Annotated in this window: 16 protein-coding genes; 6 read left to right on the forward strand and 10 right to left on the reverse strand. The window is 65.5% G+C overall.

Annotated elements, in window-relative coordinates:
• Positions 1-4: 4 nt before the first annotated feature.
• The 4 genes from AABF56_RS23540 to AABF56_RS23555 form a co-directional block, all read right to left on the reverse strand.
• Positions 5-979, reverse strand: coding sequence for an ABC transporter permease (locus AABF56_RS23540; RefSeq protein WP_245082477.1), 975 nt, complete (start codon positions 977-979; stop codon positions 5-7).
• A 73-nt stretch (positions 980-1,052) separates the two neighbouring features.
• Positions 1,053-2,663, reverse strand: a complete 1,611-nt coding sequence (gene ggt, locus AABF56_RS23545; protein ID WP_272807973.1) for a gamma-glutamyltransferase — start codon at positions 2,661-2,663, stop codon at positions 1,053-1,055.
• On the reverse strand, positions 2,660-3,514 hold the full coding sequence (locus AABF56_RS23550) for an alpha/beta hydrolase (RefSeq protein ID WP_272807972.1): 855 nt from the start codon (positions 3,512-3,514) through the stop codon (positions 2,660-2,662). The genes ggt and AABF56_RS23550 overlap by 4 nt, the downstream gene beginning before the upstream one ends.
• 57 nt (positions 3,515-3,571) lie before the next feature.
• Entirely contained in the window at positions 3,572-5,146 is a 1,575-nt protein-coding gene (locus tag AABF56_RS23555) for an ABC transporter substrate-binding protein (RefSeq protein ID WP_272807971.1), read from the reverse strand.
• A gap of 187 nt (positions 5,147-5,333) precedes the next feature.
• Here AABF56_RS23555 and AABF56_RS23560 point away from each other — a divergent pair, with 187 nt between their 5' ends.
• The 3 genes from AABF56_RS23560 to AABF56_RS23570 all read left to right on the forward strand — a co-directional run bounded on the left by AABF56_RS23560 (position 5,334) and on the right by AABF56_RS23570 (position 8,950).
• Positions 5,334-6,101, forward strand: coding sequence for an IclR family transcriptional regulator (locus AABF56_RS23560; protein WP_272807970.1), 768 nt, complete (start codon positions 5,334-5,336; stop codon positions 6,099-6,101).
• A 171-nt stretch (positions 6,102-6,272) separates the two neighbouring features.
• A complete protein-coding gene (locus AABF56_RS23565) occupies positions 6,273-7,346 on the forward strand; it encodes a helix-turn-helix transcriptional regulator (RefSeq protein WP_272807969.1) in 1,074 nt (357 codons plus the stop codon).
• A 98-nt stretch (positions 7,347-7,444) separates the two neighbouring features.
• Positions 7,445-8,950 (forward strand): WD40 repeat domain-containing protein, encoded by a 1,506-nt coding sequence (locus AABF56_RS23570; protein WP_272807968.1) that lies wholly within the window; start codon positions 7,445-7,447, stop codon positions 8,948-8,950.
• A gap of 227 nt (positions 8,951-9,177) precedes the next feature.
• On the opposite strand, the gene AABF56_RS23575 is transcribed toward AABF56_RS23570, so the two are convergent.
• The 6 genes from AABF56_RS23575 to AABF56_RS23600 form a co-directional block, all read right to left on the reverse strand.
• Positions 9,178-10,437 (reverse strand): TRAP transporter large permease subunit, encoded by a 1,260-nt coding sequence (locus tag AABF56_RS23575; RefSeq protein WP_272808151.1) that lies wholly within the window; start codon positions 10,435-10,437, stop codon positions 9,178-9,180.
• Complete coding sequence (locus AABF56_RS23580) at positions 10,437-10,970, reverse strand: TRAP transporter small permease (RefSeq protein WP_245082459.1); 534 nt, start codon at positions 10,968-10,970, stop codon at positions 10,437-10,439. The genes AABF56_RS23575 and AABF56_RS23580 overlap by 1 nt, the downstream gene beginning before the upstream one ends.
• A gap of 73 nt (positions 10,971-11,043) precedes the next feature.
• Complete coding sequence (locus AABF56_RS23585; RefSeq protein WP_272807967.1) at positions 11,044-12,048, reverse strand: TRAP transporter substrate-binding protein; 1,005 nt, start codon at positions 12,046-12,048, stop codon at positions 11,044-11,046.
• 86 nt (positions 12,049-12,134) lie between these two features.
• The gene (locus tag AABF56_RS23590; protein ID WP_272807966.1) at positions 12,135-13,163 is read right to left on the reverse strand and encodes a transketolase family protein; all 1,029 of its coding nucleotides are present in this window, start codon (positions 13,161-13,163) and stop codon (positions 12,135-12,137) included.
• Positions 13,160-14,023, reverse strand: a complete 864-nt coding sequence (locus tag AABF56_RS23595) for a transketolase (RefSeq protein WP_272807965.1) — start codon at positions 14,021-14,023, stop codon at positions 13,160-13,162. The genes AABF56_RS23590 and AABF56_RS23595 overlap by 4 nt, the downstream gene beginning before the upstream one ends.
• 23 nt (positions 14,024-14,046) lie before the next feature.
• Entirely contained in the window at positions 14,047-14,808 is a 762-nt protein-coding gene (locus AABF56_RS23600) for an SDR family NAD(P)-dependent oxidoreductase (RefSeq protein WP_245082447.1), read from the reverse strand.
• A 171-nt stretch (positions 14,809-14,979) separates the two neighbouring features.
• Here AABF56_RS23600 and AABF56_RS23605 point away from each other — a divergent pair, with 171 nt between their 5' ends.
• The 3 genes from AABF56_RS23605 (at position 14,980) to AABF56_RS23615 (ending at position 17,888) form a co-directional block, all read left to right on the forward strand.
• Positions 14,980-15,915 (forward strand): LysR substrate-binding domain-containing protein, encoded by a 936-nt coding sequence (locus tag AABF56_RS23605; RefSeq protein WP_272807964.1) that lies wholly within the window; start codon positions 14,980-14,982, stop codon positions 15,913-15,915.
• 106 nt (positions 15,916-16,021) lie between these two features.
• A complete protein-coding gene (locus AABF56_RS23610) occupies positions 16,022-16,873 on the forward strand; it encodes a sugar phosphate isomerase/epimerase family protein (RefSeq protein ID WP_272807963.1) in 852 nt (283 codons plus the stop codon).
• A 22-nt stretch (positions 16,874-16,895) separates the two neighbouring features.
• A complete protein-coding gene (locus tag AABF56_RS23615) occupies positions 16,896-17,888 on the forward strand; it encodes a dihydroxyacetone kinase subunit DhaK (protein WP_272807962.1) in 993 nt (330 codons plus the stop codon).
• Positions 17,889-17,901: the final 13 nt, after the last annotated feature.

Raw genomic sequence — 17,901 nt, forward strand, 5'->3', positions numbered from 1 at the left:
GGGTCTAAGCCTTTGAATCCAGCCGGACCCGCGGATCCAGGATGGTGTAACAGACGTCGATGATGAAGTTCAGGACGACGAAGAGCAGGACCATCATCATCAGGTAGGCGACGATGACGGGCCGATCGAGGAGATTGATCGAGTCGATGATGAGCTTGCCCATGCCGGGCCAGGCGAAGATGCTTTCGGTGACCACCGAAAAGGCGATGAGCGAGCCGAATTCGAGGCCGATGATCGTCACGACGGGGATCATCAGGTTCTTGAGCACATGCACTGCGATCACCCGGCGCTCGCGCAGGCCCTTCGCACGGGCGAACTTGACATAATCCTGGGGGAGCACCTCCTGCACGCCGGCGCGCGTCAGCCGCAGGATGAGGGAGGTCTTGAACAGAGCGAGATTGAAGGCGGGCAGGAGCAGGTGCCTCAGCCCCTCCCCGGTCAGGAACGACCATCGCACGCCGAACAGTTCCAGCGTCGGGCCGCGCCCGTTGGTCGGCAGCCAGCCCAGTTCGACCGAGAAGACCATGATCAGCATCAGCCCGACCCAGAATGTCGGGAGCGAAAATCCGAGAATGGAGCCGCTCATGATCAGCTTCGACGAGACCCGGTTCGGATAGAGCCCCGCGTAAAGCCCGAGCGGCAGGCCGAACACGAGCGCGATCGCCAATGCCGAGATCGCCAGTTCGAGCGTTGCCGGCAGGCGTTCCAGGATGAGTCCCATGGCGGGTCGGCCATAGACGAAGCTGTTGCCGAAATCGCCGTGAAGCAGACCTTGCAGGAACAGGAGATATTGGCGCCAGAGCGGCTGGTCGAGGCCGTAGTGGGCGATCACGCGCGCACGCTCGGCCTGGTTGGCATCCGGGTTGATCAGGATATCGACCGGATTGCCGATCACGTTCACGCCGATGAACACGATCACCGTCATCGCGACGACGACGAACACCGCCTGTATCAACCGCCTGATTATCGATGTGACCATTGACTGCTCCAGGGTCCTGTTTTCAGCGCATTGCCCGGCGCCAGGGCGTTTTCCGCTTCGGCCGGAAACACTTCTAGGCGACGGAGATCGCCATCCCGTCACGTTGCGGATCGGCGGCGCCCTTGGAGACCCCGTCCTCGATCCTGATCGCGTGGACCGCCGCGAATGCATAGGTCTGGGATGAGCGGGCCACCTGATACCCTTCGGCGCGCAGTTCGTCCTCCACCGAATGGCGGATGCGGTTGCAGATATCGATGGTGTTCGAGACACCGACGATCCGGGGCGCGACGACAGCCTCGAGCACGGACATGTCGAAGTCGATCATGTTCATGAGGCACTGGGCGACGGCGGGGGCGATGTAGCTCCCCCCTGGCGCACCGATCACGATGCTGGGTTCGTCATCCTTGAAGACGATGGTCGGGGCGGCCGAACTCGGCCGGCGCTTTCCGGGGGCGATGGAACCGGGCTTTCCCGGAACCGGATTGAAGCGGCTCATGGTGCCATTATACATGAAACCGAGGCCATCCGTGATCGCGCCGGAGGGGCTGCCCAGCGTATGGGTCATGGCGACGGCATTGCCTTCCCTGTCGATCACCGAGATATGGGTCGTATCGCGCTGCGACCGATCGAGGCGCGAGACATTGGCCCTCTCGCCGGCCTTGATCGACGCCGCCAGGGCGACGGCATGGTCGCGCGACAGCAGCTTCTCGTAGGGCACGTCGACATAGGCGGGATCGCCCATATGGGCGTCCTTGTCGATCGTCATCCGCTTCATGGCCTCGAACAGGATGCGGATGTGCTCGGCGCTGCCGTGTTGCATCGCGCCGACATCGAACTGCTGCATGACATGCAGGAGTTCGAGCAGCGGGAAGCCGGAACCCGGCGGAGGCGACGTGGCGATGCGGTGCCCGCGATATTCGCCCCAAACGGGCTTTACGCGCGACAGTTCGTAGCGGGCGAGATCCTGCTGGTCGATCAGGCCACCATTGGCCTTGAAATCCTCGGCGATCTGCTCGGCGATCTCGCCATGGTAGAAGATGTCGGATCCGCCGCTGCGTGCGATGCGCTCGAGCGTCTGCGCCATGTCCGTATTGACGAGCGTTTCCCCGACATTGCGGACGTTGCCGTCCTCATGGAAATAGACGCGCCGGCCGGTGGCGGAATAGCGCAGCTTTTCAAGCGTGTTGGCAAAGCCGTCGTTCGACTGGTCCTTGGTCCAGTACCAGTGCATATGGCTGCGGATCATGAAGCCGTCGCGGGCATAGCGGATCGCCGGCGCGATGAGGTCGGCCCAGTCGAACGTGCCGTAGTCCCTGAGGGCCGTCTCGTAGCCTTTGAGGGATCCGGGCGTGCAGACCGCAAGGTAGCCGATATCCGAGATATTGCCTTCCAGAACGTAACCGAAGCCGTCCCGGCTCTGGTGCTTGATCGCGCCCAGCCACATATCCGGCGTCGCCTTCAGCGGTGCGCGGGCGTAGAATTCCAGGATGTCGTGCACGCCCCTCTTCGGCATGTGCACATGCATGGAGCCGAACCCGCCGATGCCGGCCATCTGCGGGTCGACGACGCCCTGGACGAAGGCGCAGGCGAGCGCTGCGTCGATGGCGTTACCGCCGCGCTCCAGGACATGCGCGCCCGCTTCCACCGCCTCGGGCTGCGGCGCGACAATGGTTGCGTTTCTCATCTTGCGCGACGGTCCTTCAATACCTTTGCGAGGAAGGCCTTGACGTGGCCTAGCACCTTGATCCGGTCGTGGGAGACGCCCGGCACGCGCTCGAAGCTCACGTCGACGCCCGCATCGCGGAACGATTCCGCAAGCGCCGCCAGCCGTTCGGGGCGCGTCGCGCCGGCATCGTTCGCGCCTTCCATGTAGTATCGCCCGCCGGGCTGGTGGGTGATCTCCCAGGTCTCCAGGTCGGCATCGCCGACGACCATCTGGACCGGGACCTTTGCAAGCTCCTGCGGCTGGAACGGCCGGCCGAAACGGGCCTCCAGGTCGCGAATGCCGACCCACCAGTCGCGCGTCGGGTCGAGAAGCGTGACGGAACCCGGCGCGCCGATCGAGGCGGCCCAGAGCCTTTCCGGATGGAGGATGGCGAAACGGTGGGTGAAATGCCCGCCGCCGGAGAAGCCGAACATGGCGAAGGTCGACCAGTCCTGGCCGTATTTGGCGGCCACTTCCTCGACCATGGCGAGGACGACACGGTCATAGCGGATGTCGCCCTCCTCGATGAACTTGTAGCCGGAGCGCGCGCCGTCGCCGAGCACGCCGACGGGAAAGATCGGACACAGGATGGCGCAATCGTTGTAGAGGCCGAATTCGGCGAAACCGTCACGGAAGTCAATGGCCGACGTGCGGCCTGTGCCGTGCACGGCGACCAGAAGGTCGAGCTTGCGGCCATCGGCCGCCGTCGGCGGCACGTAGAGCAGCATGTGAAGGCGCGGATCGACCCGTGACGCGAAAATCGCCGTCTGGCCGTAGTCATAGATCGCCGTCGCCCGGGCGCTGGCGTCGCCCGTTCCGAGTTCCTGCATGATCGTCTCCTGGAAAGTCATGGATGGGGGCCGCCTCGCACGGCCCCCGGCCCGCCGTCAGTTTGCGGGCTTCACTTCATAGGCGAGCGTGTACTTGTCGCCACGCGGCGTGTAGGCGACCGACTTGCGGGCGCCGAGCACGACGTTTTCGTAATGCATGGGCAGGATCCACAGATTGTCGAAGGTCTGCTTCGACAGTTCCTCGAGCAGCGGAGCGCGCTCCGCCTCGTCGAGGGTCGAGCTCGCGCGGGCGAGCACCTCGTCGATCTTCGGATCCGAAACGCCGCCGCCATTGTAGCGCCCGGTTCCCTTCGCCTCGTCGCGCGTGGCGACCAGAGCGACCGTCGGATTGGTCGTCTCGCCGGTGTTGACGCCCCATGAACCAAGATAGGTGCTGTACTCGCCCTGCGCATAGGCTTCCGAATACATGGCCCAGGGCATCACCTCGACCTTGGACTGGATGCCGATGCGCGTGAACATCTGGCCGACGGCCTGGAGCACCTCGGCGTCCTTGACATAGCGGCCGGAAGGACCGTGCAGCGTCAGGCTGAAGCCGTCCGGATAACCCGCCTCGGCCAGGAGCGCCTTTGCGGCGGCCGGATCGTAAGCCACGCTCTCGACAGCGTCGCTATGGCCGGCATACCCCTCCGCCACGAACTGGTCGGCGACGGTGCCGTTCTTCTGCATGACGCGGTCGACGATGGCGGGTCGATTGATCGACATCAGCATTGCGCGGCGGACGCGAATGTCCTTGAGCGGGTTCTCGTCGAGGTTGGAACCGTCCGCGGCCTTGACGAAGGGCGACGCGTCGCGGCTGACTTCCATGCCGAGATAGACGAGGCGCGAGGACTGGCCGTTGATGACCTGCAGGCTGTCGCTTGCCTCGACCCGCGCCATGCCGTCGGCCGGAAGGGCCTCGATGATGTCGATCTCGTTCGACAGAAGCGACGCCAGCCGGGCGCCATCGTCGGGCAGGAAGCGCAAGGTGACGTTCGACCAGTGCGACGCGCCGGCGAAATAGTCCTCGTTCCGCTTCATCGTCAGCTCGCCGCCCGGCGTATAAGAGACGAAGGAATAGGCCCCTGTCCCGATCGCACACTTCCCGTTGTCGAAATCCTGGACCGGCGCGTCCTTGCAGTCGGCGCTGATGATGCGGATACGGCTGACCGAATTGAGGATGAGGGGATCGGGGACCTTCGTCTCCACGACGACGGTGAGCGGGTCCTTTGCGGTCACGTTCGCGATATTGCGGGTGTAGGAGGCAAAACCCTGGCTCGGCTTGTCGCGGGCCCGCAGCAGCGAGGCGACGACGTCATCGGCGTCGAATGCGCTTCCGTCGTGAAACTTCACACCCTCGCGCAGCTTGAATTCCCAGTGGGTGGCGTCGATGGCCTTCCACTCGGTAGCCAGTTCCGGGTCGTTGGCTGATGTGCCCGTGAGGTTGATGAGGCTGTCCCAGATATGCCGGGATGTCGCGTTGTTGGGCGCGGAGCTGTCCTCATGCGGATCGATGGTGGTGGGTGTTGTCGACATGCCGATCGTCAGCGGTGTCTCCTGCGCGGCGGCGAGTGCAGGAATAGCGATCGTGCCGAGCAGCGCGACGGCTGCCCGCGTCAATATCTTTGCGGTCATCTGATTAAATCCCAGTTGGAGTTTCCTGCCGGTCTAACGCCAGCCTGACGAGGGGTTCTGAGCCTCTCTTGAACAAAAACGTAAGTTCCCCGGACACCCATTGTCAAACGGAAAACCAGCATGTTACGCTGAACGTAATACACTGCCTTGAATGGCAACAGGATCATTCCTCTAAGGAAAATTCTCCATGAACGACGAGGAAAAAGAAGAGAAAAGATCGACTGTTCAATCGGTTGATGTCTGCATCGACGTGCTTCTGGATGTCGCGAAGAATCCGGACTGCAGGCTGGCCGACATCGCCAGGAACATTGGCGAGACCAAGCCAAGAATCTTGCGAATGTTACGCACAATGGAACGCCGTGGACTGGTCCGGAAGAGCAGCGGTGGGACCTATCGGCTCGGAAACACCGCCATCGTGCTCGGCACGGCCGCATCGACGCAGGTCGATCTGGTCAGAATAGCCAACCCGATCCTGGAAGAGCTCGGGCAGAAGGTGAATGAAACGACCCAGTTGAGGATCATCGACAACGGCGAATCTCTCTGCATCGCCAAGTTCGAACCGACACGGGACCTCCGGGTGCATTCCATGATCGGAAGGCGCCGGCCGCTTCATGCGGGTTCCTACAAGGTTCTGCTCGCCTACCTGCCGCCGCAGGTCCAGGCGCAGATGATTCCCGACAAGCTCGAGCGCTTCACCCCCCGGACCATCACGACCCGTGCGAGGCTGGAGGCAGAGCTGAAACGCGTTCGCGAGGCCGGCCACTGCGTCAGCCGCGGCGAGGTCAGCGATCAGCTTGTGTCGGTATCCGTCCCGGTGCTCGCCTTCGACGGCTCGGTCATCGCTGCCGTGAACATCGCCGCGCCGGCCTTTCGAACACAGGACAACGATATTCCGCGCTATATTGCCCTTCTGAAGGACGCCTCCAGGAAAATATCGGAGGGCCTCGGCTGGTAGAGGTACGGCCGGAGGGAGCGTCGGCAAGTCCGGCCGATGCCATCAGGAAACGGCACCCGTCAACTTCCGCCGCAGTCCGGGTCAAGGCACGCCAGTCGTCGAACAGCGACAGACGAGCGGACGAATCCGGTATAGCATCCGGCTCTTGGCGGTCTGACGGAGCACGGCTGCATGGAAAACGGCCTGATCGAGCGAATCTACGAGGCTGCTTTCCAGCCGCAGGGCTGGATGCGCGTGCTTGAGGACATCGGCGCGCTCGTCCGTTCGCCGGGCGGGGCCCTCTTCGTCTATGACGACGCCCGTCCCGTCCAGTACAGGGCCACGGACGAGGTGGCCGAGGTCGCCCACGAAAGCACGAAACAGTGGCGCGACAGTTCCCGCGTCGCATATGCCCAGAAGAGGCCGTTCTTTGGCTTCGCCATCCTCAACGACTACTTTCCGGCGGAGCTGATCGCGTGCGATCCGTGCCGCAAGAGGCTCGATGCATTGGGGCTGGGCAGCGAGGTCGCCGCCGCCGTGCCGCTTCCGACGGGCGAACTCGTGATCTACGATTTCACCAGGCGGAAGGCCGACGGCCCCCACTCCCGGGAAGACATAGCGACGCTTGACCGCCTTCTCCCGCATCTGGCGCGGGCCGGCCTGATGGCCGCCCATCTCGGGCTGGAGCGCGCGAAGGCGACGACATCGACGCTGCAGGCGATCGGCCTGCCCGCCGCCGTGCTGGGCGGCAACGGCCGGGTCCTGTCGGCCAATGCGCTGTTCGACGGTTTGACCGACCTTTTCATGCCTGTCGCCTTCGGGCGGCTGGCGATCGCGGACATCCCGGCAAACCGCCTGCTGCAACAGGTCATCGAGACGGGGCTAGCACCGGGCGAAAAGATCCAGTCCATAGCGATTGGCGCAAGGGAGGGCCGCGAGGCGTGCGTTATTCATGTCCTGCCGCTCCATCGCAGCGCCCACGACCTGTTTCCCGGAGGCGATCTGATCGTCGCGGTCACCGCATTGCGGAAGTCGTCGATCGTTCCCGCCCCGCAGGTCCTGATGGGTCTTTTCGACCTCACGCCTGCCGAAACACGCTTTGCAATCGAGCTTGCCGCCGGAAAGACCGTCAGATCGATCGCAAGGACCCTCGGGATCGCAGACCGGTCCGCCACCACCTACCTCACCCGCATATTCGAGAAAACCGGCACGCACCGCCAATCGGAACTCGTGTCCTTGCTGACGATGACCCAGCCGTTTCGGTGAGAGGCCCCGCTTCGGAACGGAGGCATGCCGGCTTGGTTGCGCGCGCAACCGGCAGGCGAGCGCCCTCTTCAAATTGACCAGGCTCCCAGGAGGAACAGATGAAACGTCTCGGACTGGCTTTCGCGCTTTCCGTCCTGCTGCTGCCGGTCGCGGCGGACGCCGACGAATTCTATACGATGAACAAGCTTTCCTTCTGCGGGAACGCCGATGCCGGAAGCGTCACCATATCCGCGACGGCCTTCAGCGAAGATGCGAGCCGTGTCGCCGTCGCCACCGAGGGACTTCTTGTCCGCATCTGCGATACGGCGAGCGGGAACGAGGTCGCGGCGCTGTCGGCCGCGACGGCGCTCGACAAGCCCGACGGCCTCCTGGGCTTCGTCGCCTTCAGCGCAGATGGCGCGCGTCTCGCGACAGCGTCCGGCGACAGGATCGTGCGCTTCTGGGATATCGCCAGCGGCCGCCAGCTCGGCGAGCTTGCGCATCCCTCGCCGGTCGTTGCCGTCGCCCTCAGCCCCAAGGGGGCAGGCGTCGCCACGGCGTCCGCCGAGGGGATGGTGCGTCTCTGGGATTCCACGAGCGGCAGCGCAATCGCGTCTCTGCAGCCGTCGCTGGACGTCACCTCCCTATCCTTCAGTCCTGACGGAAAGCAACTCGCCGCAACGAGCCGGGAGGGAACAGTGGACCTATGGGACGCGGCGTCAGGCGAAAAAATCGCGACACTGGAGGGGCATGCCGGCAAGGTTCTCCAGGCGCGCTACAGCTCGGACGGCGGAAAGATCGTCACGGCATCGGACGACAGGACTGCGCGGATATGGAATGCTGCAGATGGCGGCCAGCTGCTGGTTCTGCCCCACGCCTCCGAGGTCCATTCGGCGGCCTTCAGCAAGGACGGTACGCGGATCGTCACGGCATCGGCCAACGAAGCCCATATGTTCGATGCCGTGTCGGGAGGCGAAATCCATGTGCTGCGGGGACACGAAGGCGACGTGAACGACACGGCGTTCAGCCACGACGGCCTGCGCGTGGCCACGGCGGCGGAGGATCGCACCATCCGCGTCTGGGATGTGGAGAGCGGCGCCGGGACAGCCGTCCTGACGGGCCATCTCAACGCCCCCGGCTCCGTTGCCTTCAGTCCGGACGGGCAAAGGCTCCTCAGCACGAGCGGGGTCGAGCCGATCGCGTGGACACGAATGCCGGCGGGAGGCTTCCCCGACGGCTTTTCCGGGATATGGTTCAGCAAGTTCGACGGCATGGACGACTCCGCCGAATTCGCCAGAAGCATGTGTTTGATGAGTCCCATCAAAATCCACGGCAACGGTTTGATCGTCCTCTTCGACGGCATGGGCCAGGACCCGCCCCAGACAATCCTGCATTTGCGATGCGCATCAGACCGGAGCTGCCAGATGTTCGGGGGCGCGCCGGGCCAAAGCCTCGACGCGCAGGGCCAGGGAAATCTCGAGATTTCAGGAGACGACGGCAAGCTCTGCATCGCGGGAGAATGCCGCCCCATCGTCCGTTGCCCGGCTCTGATTTGGAACGACGAAGAGCGGAAGAGCGGCTTCGCCGAGCGTTGGGAAGCCGCAGTCAACGCGCAAGGACAGTGAAGGAGAGCCGTGCGGGAGCGACCGGTCCGGCGCACCATGCCCTATCGCGCCGGCACCACCCGCTGGCGCCGTTCGCCCAGCCGGTCTATTTCGCGAATCTGCCGATGGGCCGTCCGCTACGTAAAAGGATCCACAGCGCGACATGGTGCGGGTTCTGATGCCCGGCAGCAAAATCACCCGGAAGACCGCGATGAAGAACCTTCACCGCGGCCTATGGGAGAAAGCGTCTAGTAGAGGGTCAGAGCCGGAATGTAGCTCACCGCCAGAAGGAGCAGCATGGCCATCACGAAGAACGGCCAGAGTTCCCGTGTCGTGGCCCCCATCGACGCCTTGGCGATCGATGACGAGATGAACAGCGTCGTTCCGATCGGCGGCGTATAGAGGCCGATACCGAGGTTGATGACCATCATCAGGCCGAGCTGCACCCGATCGAGACCGATCACGTCGGCAAGCGGCACGAAGATCGGGCCAAGCAGCAGGATCGCCGGCGGCAGATCGAGCGGCATGCCGACGATCAGCATCAGCAGGTTCATCATGAGGATGATAACGATCGGATTCGACATGTTCTCGGCAACCCACCGCGCCACCATTTGCGGCGTCTGATCGAATGTCAGCACCCAGCCCACCGCTGCGCTGCCCATGATGACGAGCATGACGACACCGGTCGCGACCCCCGCTTCGACGACATTGTCGCAGAAGCGCCTGACGGTCAGGTCCCGGTAGAAGCCGAGGCTGAGGACCAGCGAATAGACGACCGACAGAACGGCCACTTCCGTCGGCGTCGCAAAGCCGAAACGCAGGCCGAGAATGATGAGCACCGGCAGAAGCAGCGCCGGCAGGCTCTTGCCCGCCATCATGGCGAGTTCGCGCTTGCGGACCCTCTCCTTCGCCACGGGATAGCCGCGGCGGACCGAAATGGCCCAGCAGACGAAGACGAAGCTTGCCGCCATGAGCAGGCCGGGCAGGATGCCGGCGATGAAGAGGTTCGCGATGCTGACACCGCTGACCAGCGAATAGAGGATCATGGGGATCGACGGCGGAATGAGCACGTCGATGACGGCAGAGGTGGCATTGTTGGCCGCGCACAGCGGCGCCGGATAGCCGTGGCGCTTCTGCCAGGGAATGAGGACCGAGCCGAGCGCACTGGCATTGGCGACGGCCGAGCCGGAGACGCCGCCGAAGACGACCGAGGACAGCACTGTCGTGGAAAGCGCGCCGCCGCGCCAGCGCTGCAGGGCCTTCGAGGCGAGCTCGAGCAGTTGCTGGCCCAGCTTGCCGCCGAGCATCAGGGTCCCGGCCAGCATGAAGAAGGGCAGCGCGAGCATCGGGAAGGACTGGGTCTGGTCGTAGACCTGCTGCGCAACGATCGAGAGCGGGACATGGTCGGTGGAAAGAATGGCGAGGCCGGCCGAAATGATCAGCGCATAGCCGACGGGAACCGCGAGCATCATCAGCACGCAGAAGGCGACGATCATCACAAGGGTCATCATAGCGGCATCTCCTCGGTTTCCGCCTGCGGGCGGGCATCCCAGCCGTTGACGAAGACGCGCAGGCACGCCGTCGCGGTGACAACCGCCACCAGCACGGCGCTGAGCGCGATGGAGTAGTAACCGATGCTGTTGGGCAACTGCAGGACGGGGCTGCGCTCGATGCTGGCGATGTCCGCGACCACCAGGGCCTGGCGCGCGAGCACGGCGAAGGACGCGACCGAGATCAGGTTGGCGATCATGAAGACGACGATCCGGCCCCGGTCCGCGAACTTCCCGTAGATCCATTCGACGGACATGTGGATGCCCATCTGCGCGGCAAGCACGATGCCGGCGACGATAAACCATGGGAAGATCAGCGTCGGCAGCTCCTGCGCGAAATTGAAGCCGCCGCCGGCAAAGGTGTAGCGGGCAGCGACATTGGCCGTCATGACGACCGTGAGAACGACTCCGGCAAGAATGATCGTGGCGCGACACAGCAGCGATATGGCCCTGTCGATCCGATCGGCGGCAGCCAGCAAGCCATCGGTCATCGGTGCTCCTCCCCAATATGCACGATGATGGATGAAGACCGCGCACCGGCCTGCGGCGCGCGGTGCGGCAGGATCAGCCCTTGGCGGCCGCGGCGATCTGCGCCACGAACTCGCCGAAAGGCTTCTGCTTCCAGGTCTCCAGGACGGAGGTCGTCGCGGCCGCGAAGGCGGCACGGTCGACCTCGGAGATCTCGATCGCCGGATTGGCCTTGAAGGCTTCGAGCGTTTCGGTGGCCTTCTGCGCCGACAGGTCGCGCTGCAGCGTGCCGGCCTCCAGGGCTGCCGCCTTCACGGCCTCCAGGTCGTCGCCAAGGCGTGCCTCGGACATCTTCGACATCAGGAAGGGCGTCGATTCCCACTTGTGCGCCGTCAGGCTGATGTACTTGTTGACCTCGTAGAGCTTGGAGCTCTCGATGTTGGCAAGCGGGTTCTCCTGCCCGTCGACGACGCCCTGCTGGAGCGCGATGTAAAGTTCGCCGAAAGCGATCTGCTCGGTGCTCGCGCCCAGCGCCTCGAAGATGTCGATGGTCATCGGGTCGGCCGGCGTGCGGATCTTCAGGCCCTTCACGTCGTCGGGCGTCTTGACCGCCAGCTTCGAGTTGGACAGGTGGCGGATGCCGTTGTCCCACCAGTCGAGGGTGACGAGGCCGACGGCATCGAAGCGCTCGGCAAGCGCCTTGCCGACATCGCCCTGCAGCACCTTGATCGCCTGCTCGGCCGTCTCGAACAGGAAAGGCAGGCCGAGGGCGGCGATCTCGGGGATGAGCGCGGAAACCGGCCCCTGGCTGTTGGCGGTGATGTCGAGCGCGCCGGTGCGCAGGCTCGTCAGCATGGCCGCGTCGCTGCCGAGCGTTTCGGAGCCGGCGACGTTGATCGTCACGCGACCCTCCGTCTTCGCCTTCACCAGCTCGGCGAACTTGTCGGCGGCGATAGTGCGCGGATTGCCGGGCGCGGCGCCGTGGCCGAGCGTCAGGGTCACGGCAGCGCGCGCCTCGCGGCCGAACGACAGGATGGCTGGCGCGGCAAGAACAGAGCCGCCCGCAGCCAGAAAGGCACGCCGCTTCATCAGAAAAGTCATTTTCAATCCTCCCAGTTGGCGCCCTCCGGCGCAGTGCATGGAACATCCGTGGCGGCCGGCTCCCGACGGCTGCTCACCTATCTGATTCAATCCTCTTCGAGCCACCCCTTCGTCCGTTCGACGATGCGATCCGTGGAAATGCCGTAGCGGTCGTGCAGCGTCGGCAGCGCGCCGGCATCGAGGAAGGCATCCGGCAGCGCGATGTGCCGGAAGCGTGGTGCACGCCCGTTGGCGAGCAGGGCCGTGGCGACCGCTTCGCCGAGCCCGCCGATGCGGGAATGGTTCTCGGCCACGACGACGAGCCGGCCGGCGCGATCGACCTCCGCGAGGATGGTCGCGACATCGAGCGGCTTGATCGTCGGCGAATGCAGGACAGCGGCCCGAATACCGTCCCCCTCGAGCGCGCGAGCCGCTTCCAGCGCGCGCATCGTCAGGATGCCGGACGAGATGAAGAGGACGTCGCCCCCCTCGCGCAGGACCTTCGCCTTGCCGAGTTCGAAACTGTAGTCGTAGGCGTCGAGCACCGCCGGCACCTGGCCGCGCAGCAGCCGCAGATAGACCGGCCCGTCATGGGCTGCGATCGCCGGTACCGCCTGCTCGATGTCGAGCGCGTCGCAGGGATCGACGATGGTGATGTCCGGCATCGCGCGGAAGATGGCGATGTCGTCCGTCGCCTGGTGGCTCGGGCCGTATCCGGTGGTCAGCCCCGGCAGTGCGCAGGCGATCTTCACCGGCAGCTTCTCCTCCGCGATCGCCATGGCGATGAAGTCGTAGGCCCGGCGCGCGGCGAAGACCGCATAGGTGGTGGCGAAGGGCACGAAGCCCTCGCGCGCCAGCCCCGCGGCCGTGCTCATCAGAAGCTGCTCGGCCATGCCCATCTGGTAGAAGCGGTCCGGAAAGGCCCGCGCGAAGATGTGCAGGTCGGTGTACTTGCCGAGGTCGGCGGTGAGGCCGACGATGCGCTCGTCGCGCTTGGCGAGCTCGACCAGGGCGTGGCCGAAGGGAGCAGGACGCGTCGCCTGCCCTTCCGCCGCGATCGAGGCGATCATGGCGGAGGTGGTGAGCCGCTTCTTCGCCGGCGCGGCGGCGGGTGCTTCCTTGCCTGTCGTGCTCATGCCGGCTGTCCCTGTTCCAGAGCTTGGAGCGCAAGCGCCCATTCGTTCGCCTCGACGCGGATGAAATGCGTCACCTCGCGGCTTTCGAGGAAGGGCACGCCCTTGCCCATCTTCGTGTCGAAGACGATGGCGCGGGGCCGGTCGTCCCTGACCGCCATGGCCGTGTCGAAGGCGGCGCGCACGGCCTCGACGTCGTTGCCGTCGACGCGCTGGACATGCCAGCCGAAGGCGGCGAACTTGTCCGCGACGGGCTCCGCCGACAGCATGTCGCGCGAGGGGCCGTCGGCCTGCTGGTTGTTGAAATCGACGAGGTTGACGAGGTTGCCGAGCCGGTGATGGGCCGCGCCCATCGCCGCTTCCCAGGTCGAGCCCTCGCCCAGTTCCCCGTCCGACATCAGGTTGAAGACGAAGCGGTCAGAGCCCTTGCGCTTCAGGCCGAGCGCCATGCCGACGGCGATGCCGAGGCCGTGGCCGAGCGAGCCGCCGGTGATCTCCATGCCCGGCGTGTAGGAGGCCATGCCGGACATGGGCAGCCGCGAATCGTCGCAGCCATAGGTCTCGAGCTCGTCCTCCGGCACGATGCCGGCCTCGATGAGCGCGGCATAGAGCGCGATCGCATAGTGCCCGATCGACAGGAGGAAGCGGTCGCGGCCCTCCCAGCGCGGATCGTCCGGCCGGTAGCGGAGCGCGTGGAAATAGGCGACGGCAAGCACATCGGCGATGCCGAGCGCCTGGCCGACATAGCCCTGCCCCTGGACCTCGCCCATCAGCACCGCATTGCGGCGGATGCGATAGGCCCGCTCGGCAAGCGAGACATTCGCCAGGAGGGCGGGATTTTCGGTTGCGGTTTCTGCCGTCATGGCGCCCCTCCGTCGGTCGATCCTCAGTGGATCAGCATGCCGCCGTTGACGTCGATGACGGCGCCTGTGACGTAGGACGACAGGTCGGAGGCGAGGAACAGGTAGATGTTCGCCACGTCCCGCGCGTCGCCCAGGCGGTTGAGCGGAATGCCCTTCAGGATGTCGGCGCGCATCGCGTCCGTCAGCTTGCCGCCGGTGATGTCGGTCTGGATCAGGCCGGGGGTGACGGAATTGACACGGATGCCGTCGACGCCGAACTCGCGGGCCATCGCCTTGGCGAGGCCCAGCACGCCGGCCTTGGCGGCCGAATAGTGCGGGCCGCCGAAAATGCCGCCGCCGCGCTGGGCAGAGACCGAGGACATGCAGGCGATCGAGCCGCCGCCATTGCCGCGCATGTGCGGAATGGTCGACTGGCTGAGGTTCAGCACGCCCGTCATGTTGACGGCGACGATGCGCTCCCAGTCCTCGCCGGTGATGTCGAGCGTCTTCACCGGCTGGGTGATGCCGGCATTGTTGATCAGGATGTCGATCTTGCCGAAGGCGTCGATGACCCGGGCGATCGCCGCATCGCAGGACGCCCTTGCGGTCACGTCGCAGGCCACGCCCAGATGAGCGCCGCCCTCGACGGCGGCGATCGAGGCGGCGGCTTCGGCGCTTGCCGCTTCGTCGAGATCGAGGATCGCGACGCGTGCGCCGTGTTCCGCGAAAAGTTCGGCCGTCGCCCGGCCGATGCCACGCTTGCTCGCCGCGCCGGAGATCACGGCGGTCTTGCCCTTCAGCAACATGTCAATTCTCCTCCCCGGACGCCGAACGGCTCCGGCCCATCGATAGGCGGCTCACCGTCTCTTGCGCAGCCGCTCCGCCTTGCCCGGCGGATGGCGGGGATATTGCAGAGGCCCGCCCCCGGCTTCAAACGCGAAGTTTACACCGGTAGGTGAATCTGTTTCACTAATCGAATGCTGAACGGAATTTCACTGTCCTCGATCCGCGCCTTCGAATCCGCCGCCCGGCTCGGCTCCTTCCGGGCGGCCGCCGACGAGCTGCATCTCTCCGCAAGCGCCGTCAGCCATGCCATCGTCAAGCTGGAGCGGGCGCTCGGCACGCCGCTCTTCGAACGCACCACGCGAACGGTGCGCCTGACCATCGACGGCCAGACGCTGCTCAGCCATGCGTCGAATGCCTTCGAGGAGCTGCGCTGCGGCATCGAGCTGGTTTCCTCGAACCGGTCGCATCTCCTGCGCCTCCATTGTGCGCCGAGTTTCGCCGCGCAGGTTCTCTCCCCGCGTCTGCCGCAGTTCCTCGCCGCCAATCCCGGCATCGAGGTCCGCCTCGCGGCGAGCACCACCTATGTGCGCTTCGTCGACGGGGAGTTCGATGCGGACATCATCTACGGCGAGCCGCAGGGCGACGATCTCGTGATCATCCCGCTCGGCACGGAGACGGTGACCCCGCTCTGCACGCCGGACCTCGCGCAAGGCATCCACACGCCGCGCGACCTCCTCTCGAAGGTCCTGATCCGCAGCGACAACAAGCGCCTGCGCTGGCCGGACTGGTTCGAGGCCAACGACCTCGGCACGCCGCCGATCCAGAGCGTCAGTTTCGACCGCTCGTTCCTGGCGATCGACGCCGCCGCCAACGGCCTCGGCGTGGCACTGGAATCGACCCGCCTTGCCCATCGCGAGCTGAAGAGCGGCAAGCTCGTCGCGCCGCTGACGGGTATCGCCAGGGACGTGCACTATATCGGTCATTATCTCGCCTTCCCGAAATCCGGCTCGCAGCGGCGGCTGGCGCGGCGTTTCGCCGAATGGCTCACGGCCGCGCTGGGCGAGGCGCAAGCCGGCGAGACGGGCGCCGCTCCCGCCATTGATGAAGCCAATTCACCGGTCCTTTAGTTCTTTCCGTTTGTCGATACGCCCGCGCCGTCGCATCTATCGGTGATGCGGGGGCGAGGAGTTCCCTTGCGGGATGCCGGCCGCGGGGCCGGCGCGGGAGGATGGAATGACAGAACGGATCGTGTCCGCATCCGGCGCGCCCTATGACGGGCACAGCCGCGAGAGGATGCTGGAGAGCTTGGCGCGTCTCGGTTTCACCCATGTCGAGCCGGCCTTCATCGTCGGCTACACGGAGCCCTTCGACGAGACCGCCTTCCTGCCGGCGGAGGCCGAAGCCTGGCGGCGGGCGATGGGCGCGGCGGGCCTTGCCTGCCATGCGATGTCCTCGCATATCGATCTCGGCCTCGACGACGCGGTCGAGGGCTTCACCGGGCGCATGGAGTTCGCCGCCGCACTCGGCGCGAAGGTCATCGCGACGAATGCCAGCGCCCGGGCGCGCGAAGCCGCATTCCGCCGCAACATCGACAGCCTGCTGAAGCGCGCCGAGCGACTCGGCCTCGTCATCGCGCTCGAAAATCCGGGCGACGGCAGCGACAACCTGATCAATACGGCGGCGGACGGCGTGGCGCTCGTCGCGGCATATGCCTCCCCCTGGCTCAGGCTCAACTACGATGCCGCCAACACGGCCTCGCACCGCCCGGATTTCGGCGATTTCGCGGGCGACGCCGTGCGCGCCCTGCCCGCGTCCGCCCACGCCCATATCAAGGATGTGCGCCGCACCGACCGGGGCTGGTTCTTCACGCCCGTCGGCGAAGGCGCGATCGGCTGCGCGCGCCTTCTTTCCGCCGTCGCCGCACTGCCCGATTTTCCGGTGAGCATCGAACTGCCGCTGCGGCTCCATCGCGATCCGGACGCCAGGCCCGTCCGCCAGGCCGGACCCGTCGCGCTCGAAACCATCGAGAACGCGCTCGCACGCTCGCTGCGGGCGGTGCGCGAGGCGCTGGCCGCCTGTGGCTGATTTTTCTGAAGGAGGAGTTACCATGCAGCGTTTCATCAACGACCCTGACCTTGTTGTCGAGGATACCGTCAAGGGTTTTGTGAAGGCGCATTCGGATATCGTGCGCCTTGCGGAGAACCCGCGCGTCGTCGTCGCCAGGGATGCCCCGTTTGCCGGCAAGGTCGGCGTTGTGACGGGCGGCGGCTCGGGCCATGAGCCGGCCTTCATCGGCTATGCCGGCAGGAACATGCTCGATGCGGTCGCCGTCGGCGAGCTCTTCTCCTCGCCGACCGCCAAGAGCTTCCACGACGCCATCCGTGAAGCCGACGGCGGCAAGGGCGTCGTCGTGCTCTACGGCAACTATGCCGGCGACAACATGAACGTGAAGATGGCGACGAAGCTCGCCGCCAAGGACGGCATCGAGGTCGCGACGGTGGTCGCCAACGACGACGTCTGCTCGGCCCCGATCGCGGAACGCGAGAAGCGCCGCGGCGTTGCCGGCGAGATCTTCATGTGGAAGATCGGCGGCGCGAAGGCCGCGACCGGCGCGAGCCTCGAGGAGGTGCGGGCCGCCGCGCAGAAGGCGATCGACAACTGCCGCTCGATCGGCGTCGGCCTCGGCCCCTGCACGCTGCCGGCCGTCGGCCATCCGAACTTCCAGATCGAGCCGGGCACGATGGAGGTCGGCATCGGCCATCACGGCGAGCCGGGCGTGCGCGTCGAGACGCTGAAGACGGCCGAGGCGGTCGCCAGGGACATGGTGAAGATCGTGCTCGACGATCACGACCTTCCCGAAGGCACCGAGGTCGCCGTGCTGGTCTCGGGCCTCGGCGCGACGCCGCTCAACGAGCTCTACATTCTCAACGACACGATCGAGAGCGAGATCTCGGCGCGCGGGCTGACGATCCGCAAGACCTGGATCGGCAACTACTTCACCTCGCTGGAAATGGTCGGCGCGACGCTGACCGTCATGGCGCTCGACGACGACCTGAAGACGCTGCTCGATGTCGAGACGCGTTGCACGATCATCCTGTGACGGGAGGAAGCCC

It is taken from the genome of Shinella sp. WSC3-e (assembly GCF_945994535.1).
Taxonomy (GTDB): domain Bacteria; phylum Pseudomonadota; class Alphaproteobacteria; order Rhizobiales; family Rhizobiaceae; genus Shinella; species Shinella yambaruensis.

What these genes read in the sequence shown, in the direction of transcription:
- AABF56_RS23540 (WP_245082477.1), bottom strand. Translation starts at nt 979, where the DNA reads ATGGTCACATCGATAATCAGGCGGTTGATACAGGCGGTGTTCGTCGTC.
- ggt (WP_272807973.1), bottom strand. Translation starts at nt 2,663, where the DNA reads ATGAGAAACGCAACCATTGTCGCGCCGCAGCCCGAGGCGGTGGAAGCG.
- AABF56_RS23550 (WP_272807972.1), bottom strand. Translation starts at nt 3,514, where the DNA reads ATGCAGGAACTCGGAACGGGCGACGCCAGCGCCCGGGCGACGGCGATC.
- AABF56_RS23555 (WP_272807971.1), bottom strand. Translation starts at nt 5,146, where the DNA reads ATGACCGCAAAGATATTGACGCGGGCAGCCGTCGCGCTGCTCGGCACG.
- AABF56_RS23560 (WP_272807970.1), top strand. Translation starts at nt 5,334, where the DNA reads ATGAACGACGAGGAAAAAGAAGAGAAAAGATCGACTGTTCAATCGGTT.
- AABF56_RS23565 (WP_272807969.1), top strand. Translation starts at nt 6,273, where the DNA reads ATGGAAAACGGCCTGATCGAGCGAATCTACGAGGCTGCTTTCCAGCCG.
- AABF56_RS23570 (WP_272807968.1), top strand. Translation starts at nt 7,445, where the DNA reads ATGAAACGTCTCGGACTGGCTTTCGCGCTTTCCGTCCTGCTGCTGCCG.
- AABF56_RS23575 (WP_272808151.1), bottom strand. Translation starts at nt 10,437, where the DNA reads ATGACCCTTGTGATGATCGTCGCCTTCTGCGTGCTGATGATGCTCGCG.
- AABF56_RS23580 (WP_245082459.1), bottom strand. Translation starts at nt 10,970, where the DNA reads ATGACCGATGGCTTGCTGGCTGCCGCCGATCGGATCGACAGGGCCATA.
- AABF56_RS23585 (WP_272807967.1), bottom strand. Translation starts at nt 12,048, where the DNA reads ATGACTTTTCTGATGAAGCGGCGTGCCTTTCTGGCTGCGGGCGGCTCT.
- AABF56_RS23590 (WP_272807966.1), bottom strand. Translation starts at nt 13,163, where the DNA reads ATGAGCACGACAGGCAAGGAAGCACCCGCCGCCGCGCCGGCGAAGAAG.
- AABF56_RS23595 (WP_272807965.1), bottom strand. Translation starts at nt 14,023, where the DNA reads ATGACGGCAGAAACCGCAACCGAAAATCCCGCCCTCCTGGCGAATGTC.
- AABF56_RS23600 (WP_245082447.1), bottom strand. Translation starts at nt 14,808, where the DNA reads ATGTTGCTGAAGGGCAAGACCGCCGTGATCTCCGGCGCGGCGAGCAAG.
- AABF56_RS23605 (WP_272807964.1), top strand. Translation starts at nt 14,980, where the DNA reads ATGCTGAACGGAATTTCACTGTCCTCGATCCGCGCCTTCGAATCCGCC.
- AABF56_RS23610 (WP_272807963.1), top strand. Translation starts at nt 16,022, where the DNA reads ATGACAGAACGGATCGTGTCCGCATCCGGCGCGCCCTATGACGGGCAC.
- AABF56_RS23615 (WP_272807962.1), top strand. Translation starts at nt 16,896, where the DNA reads ATGCAGCGTTTCATCAACGACCCTGACCTTGTTGTCGAGGATACCGTC.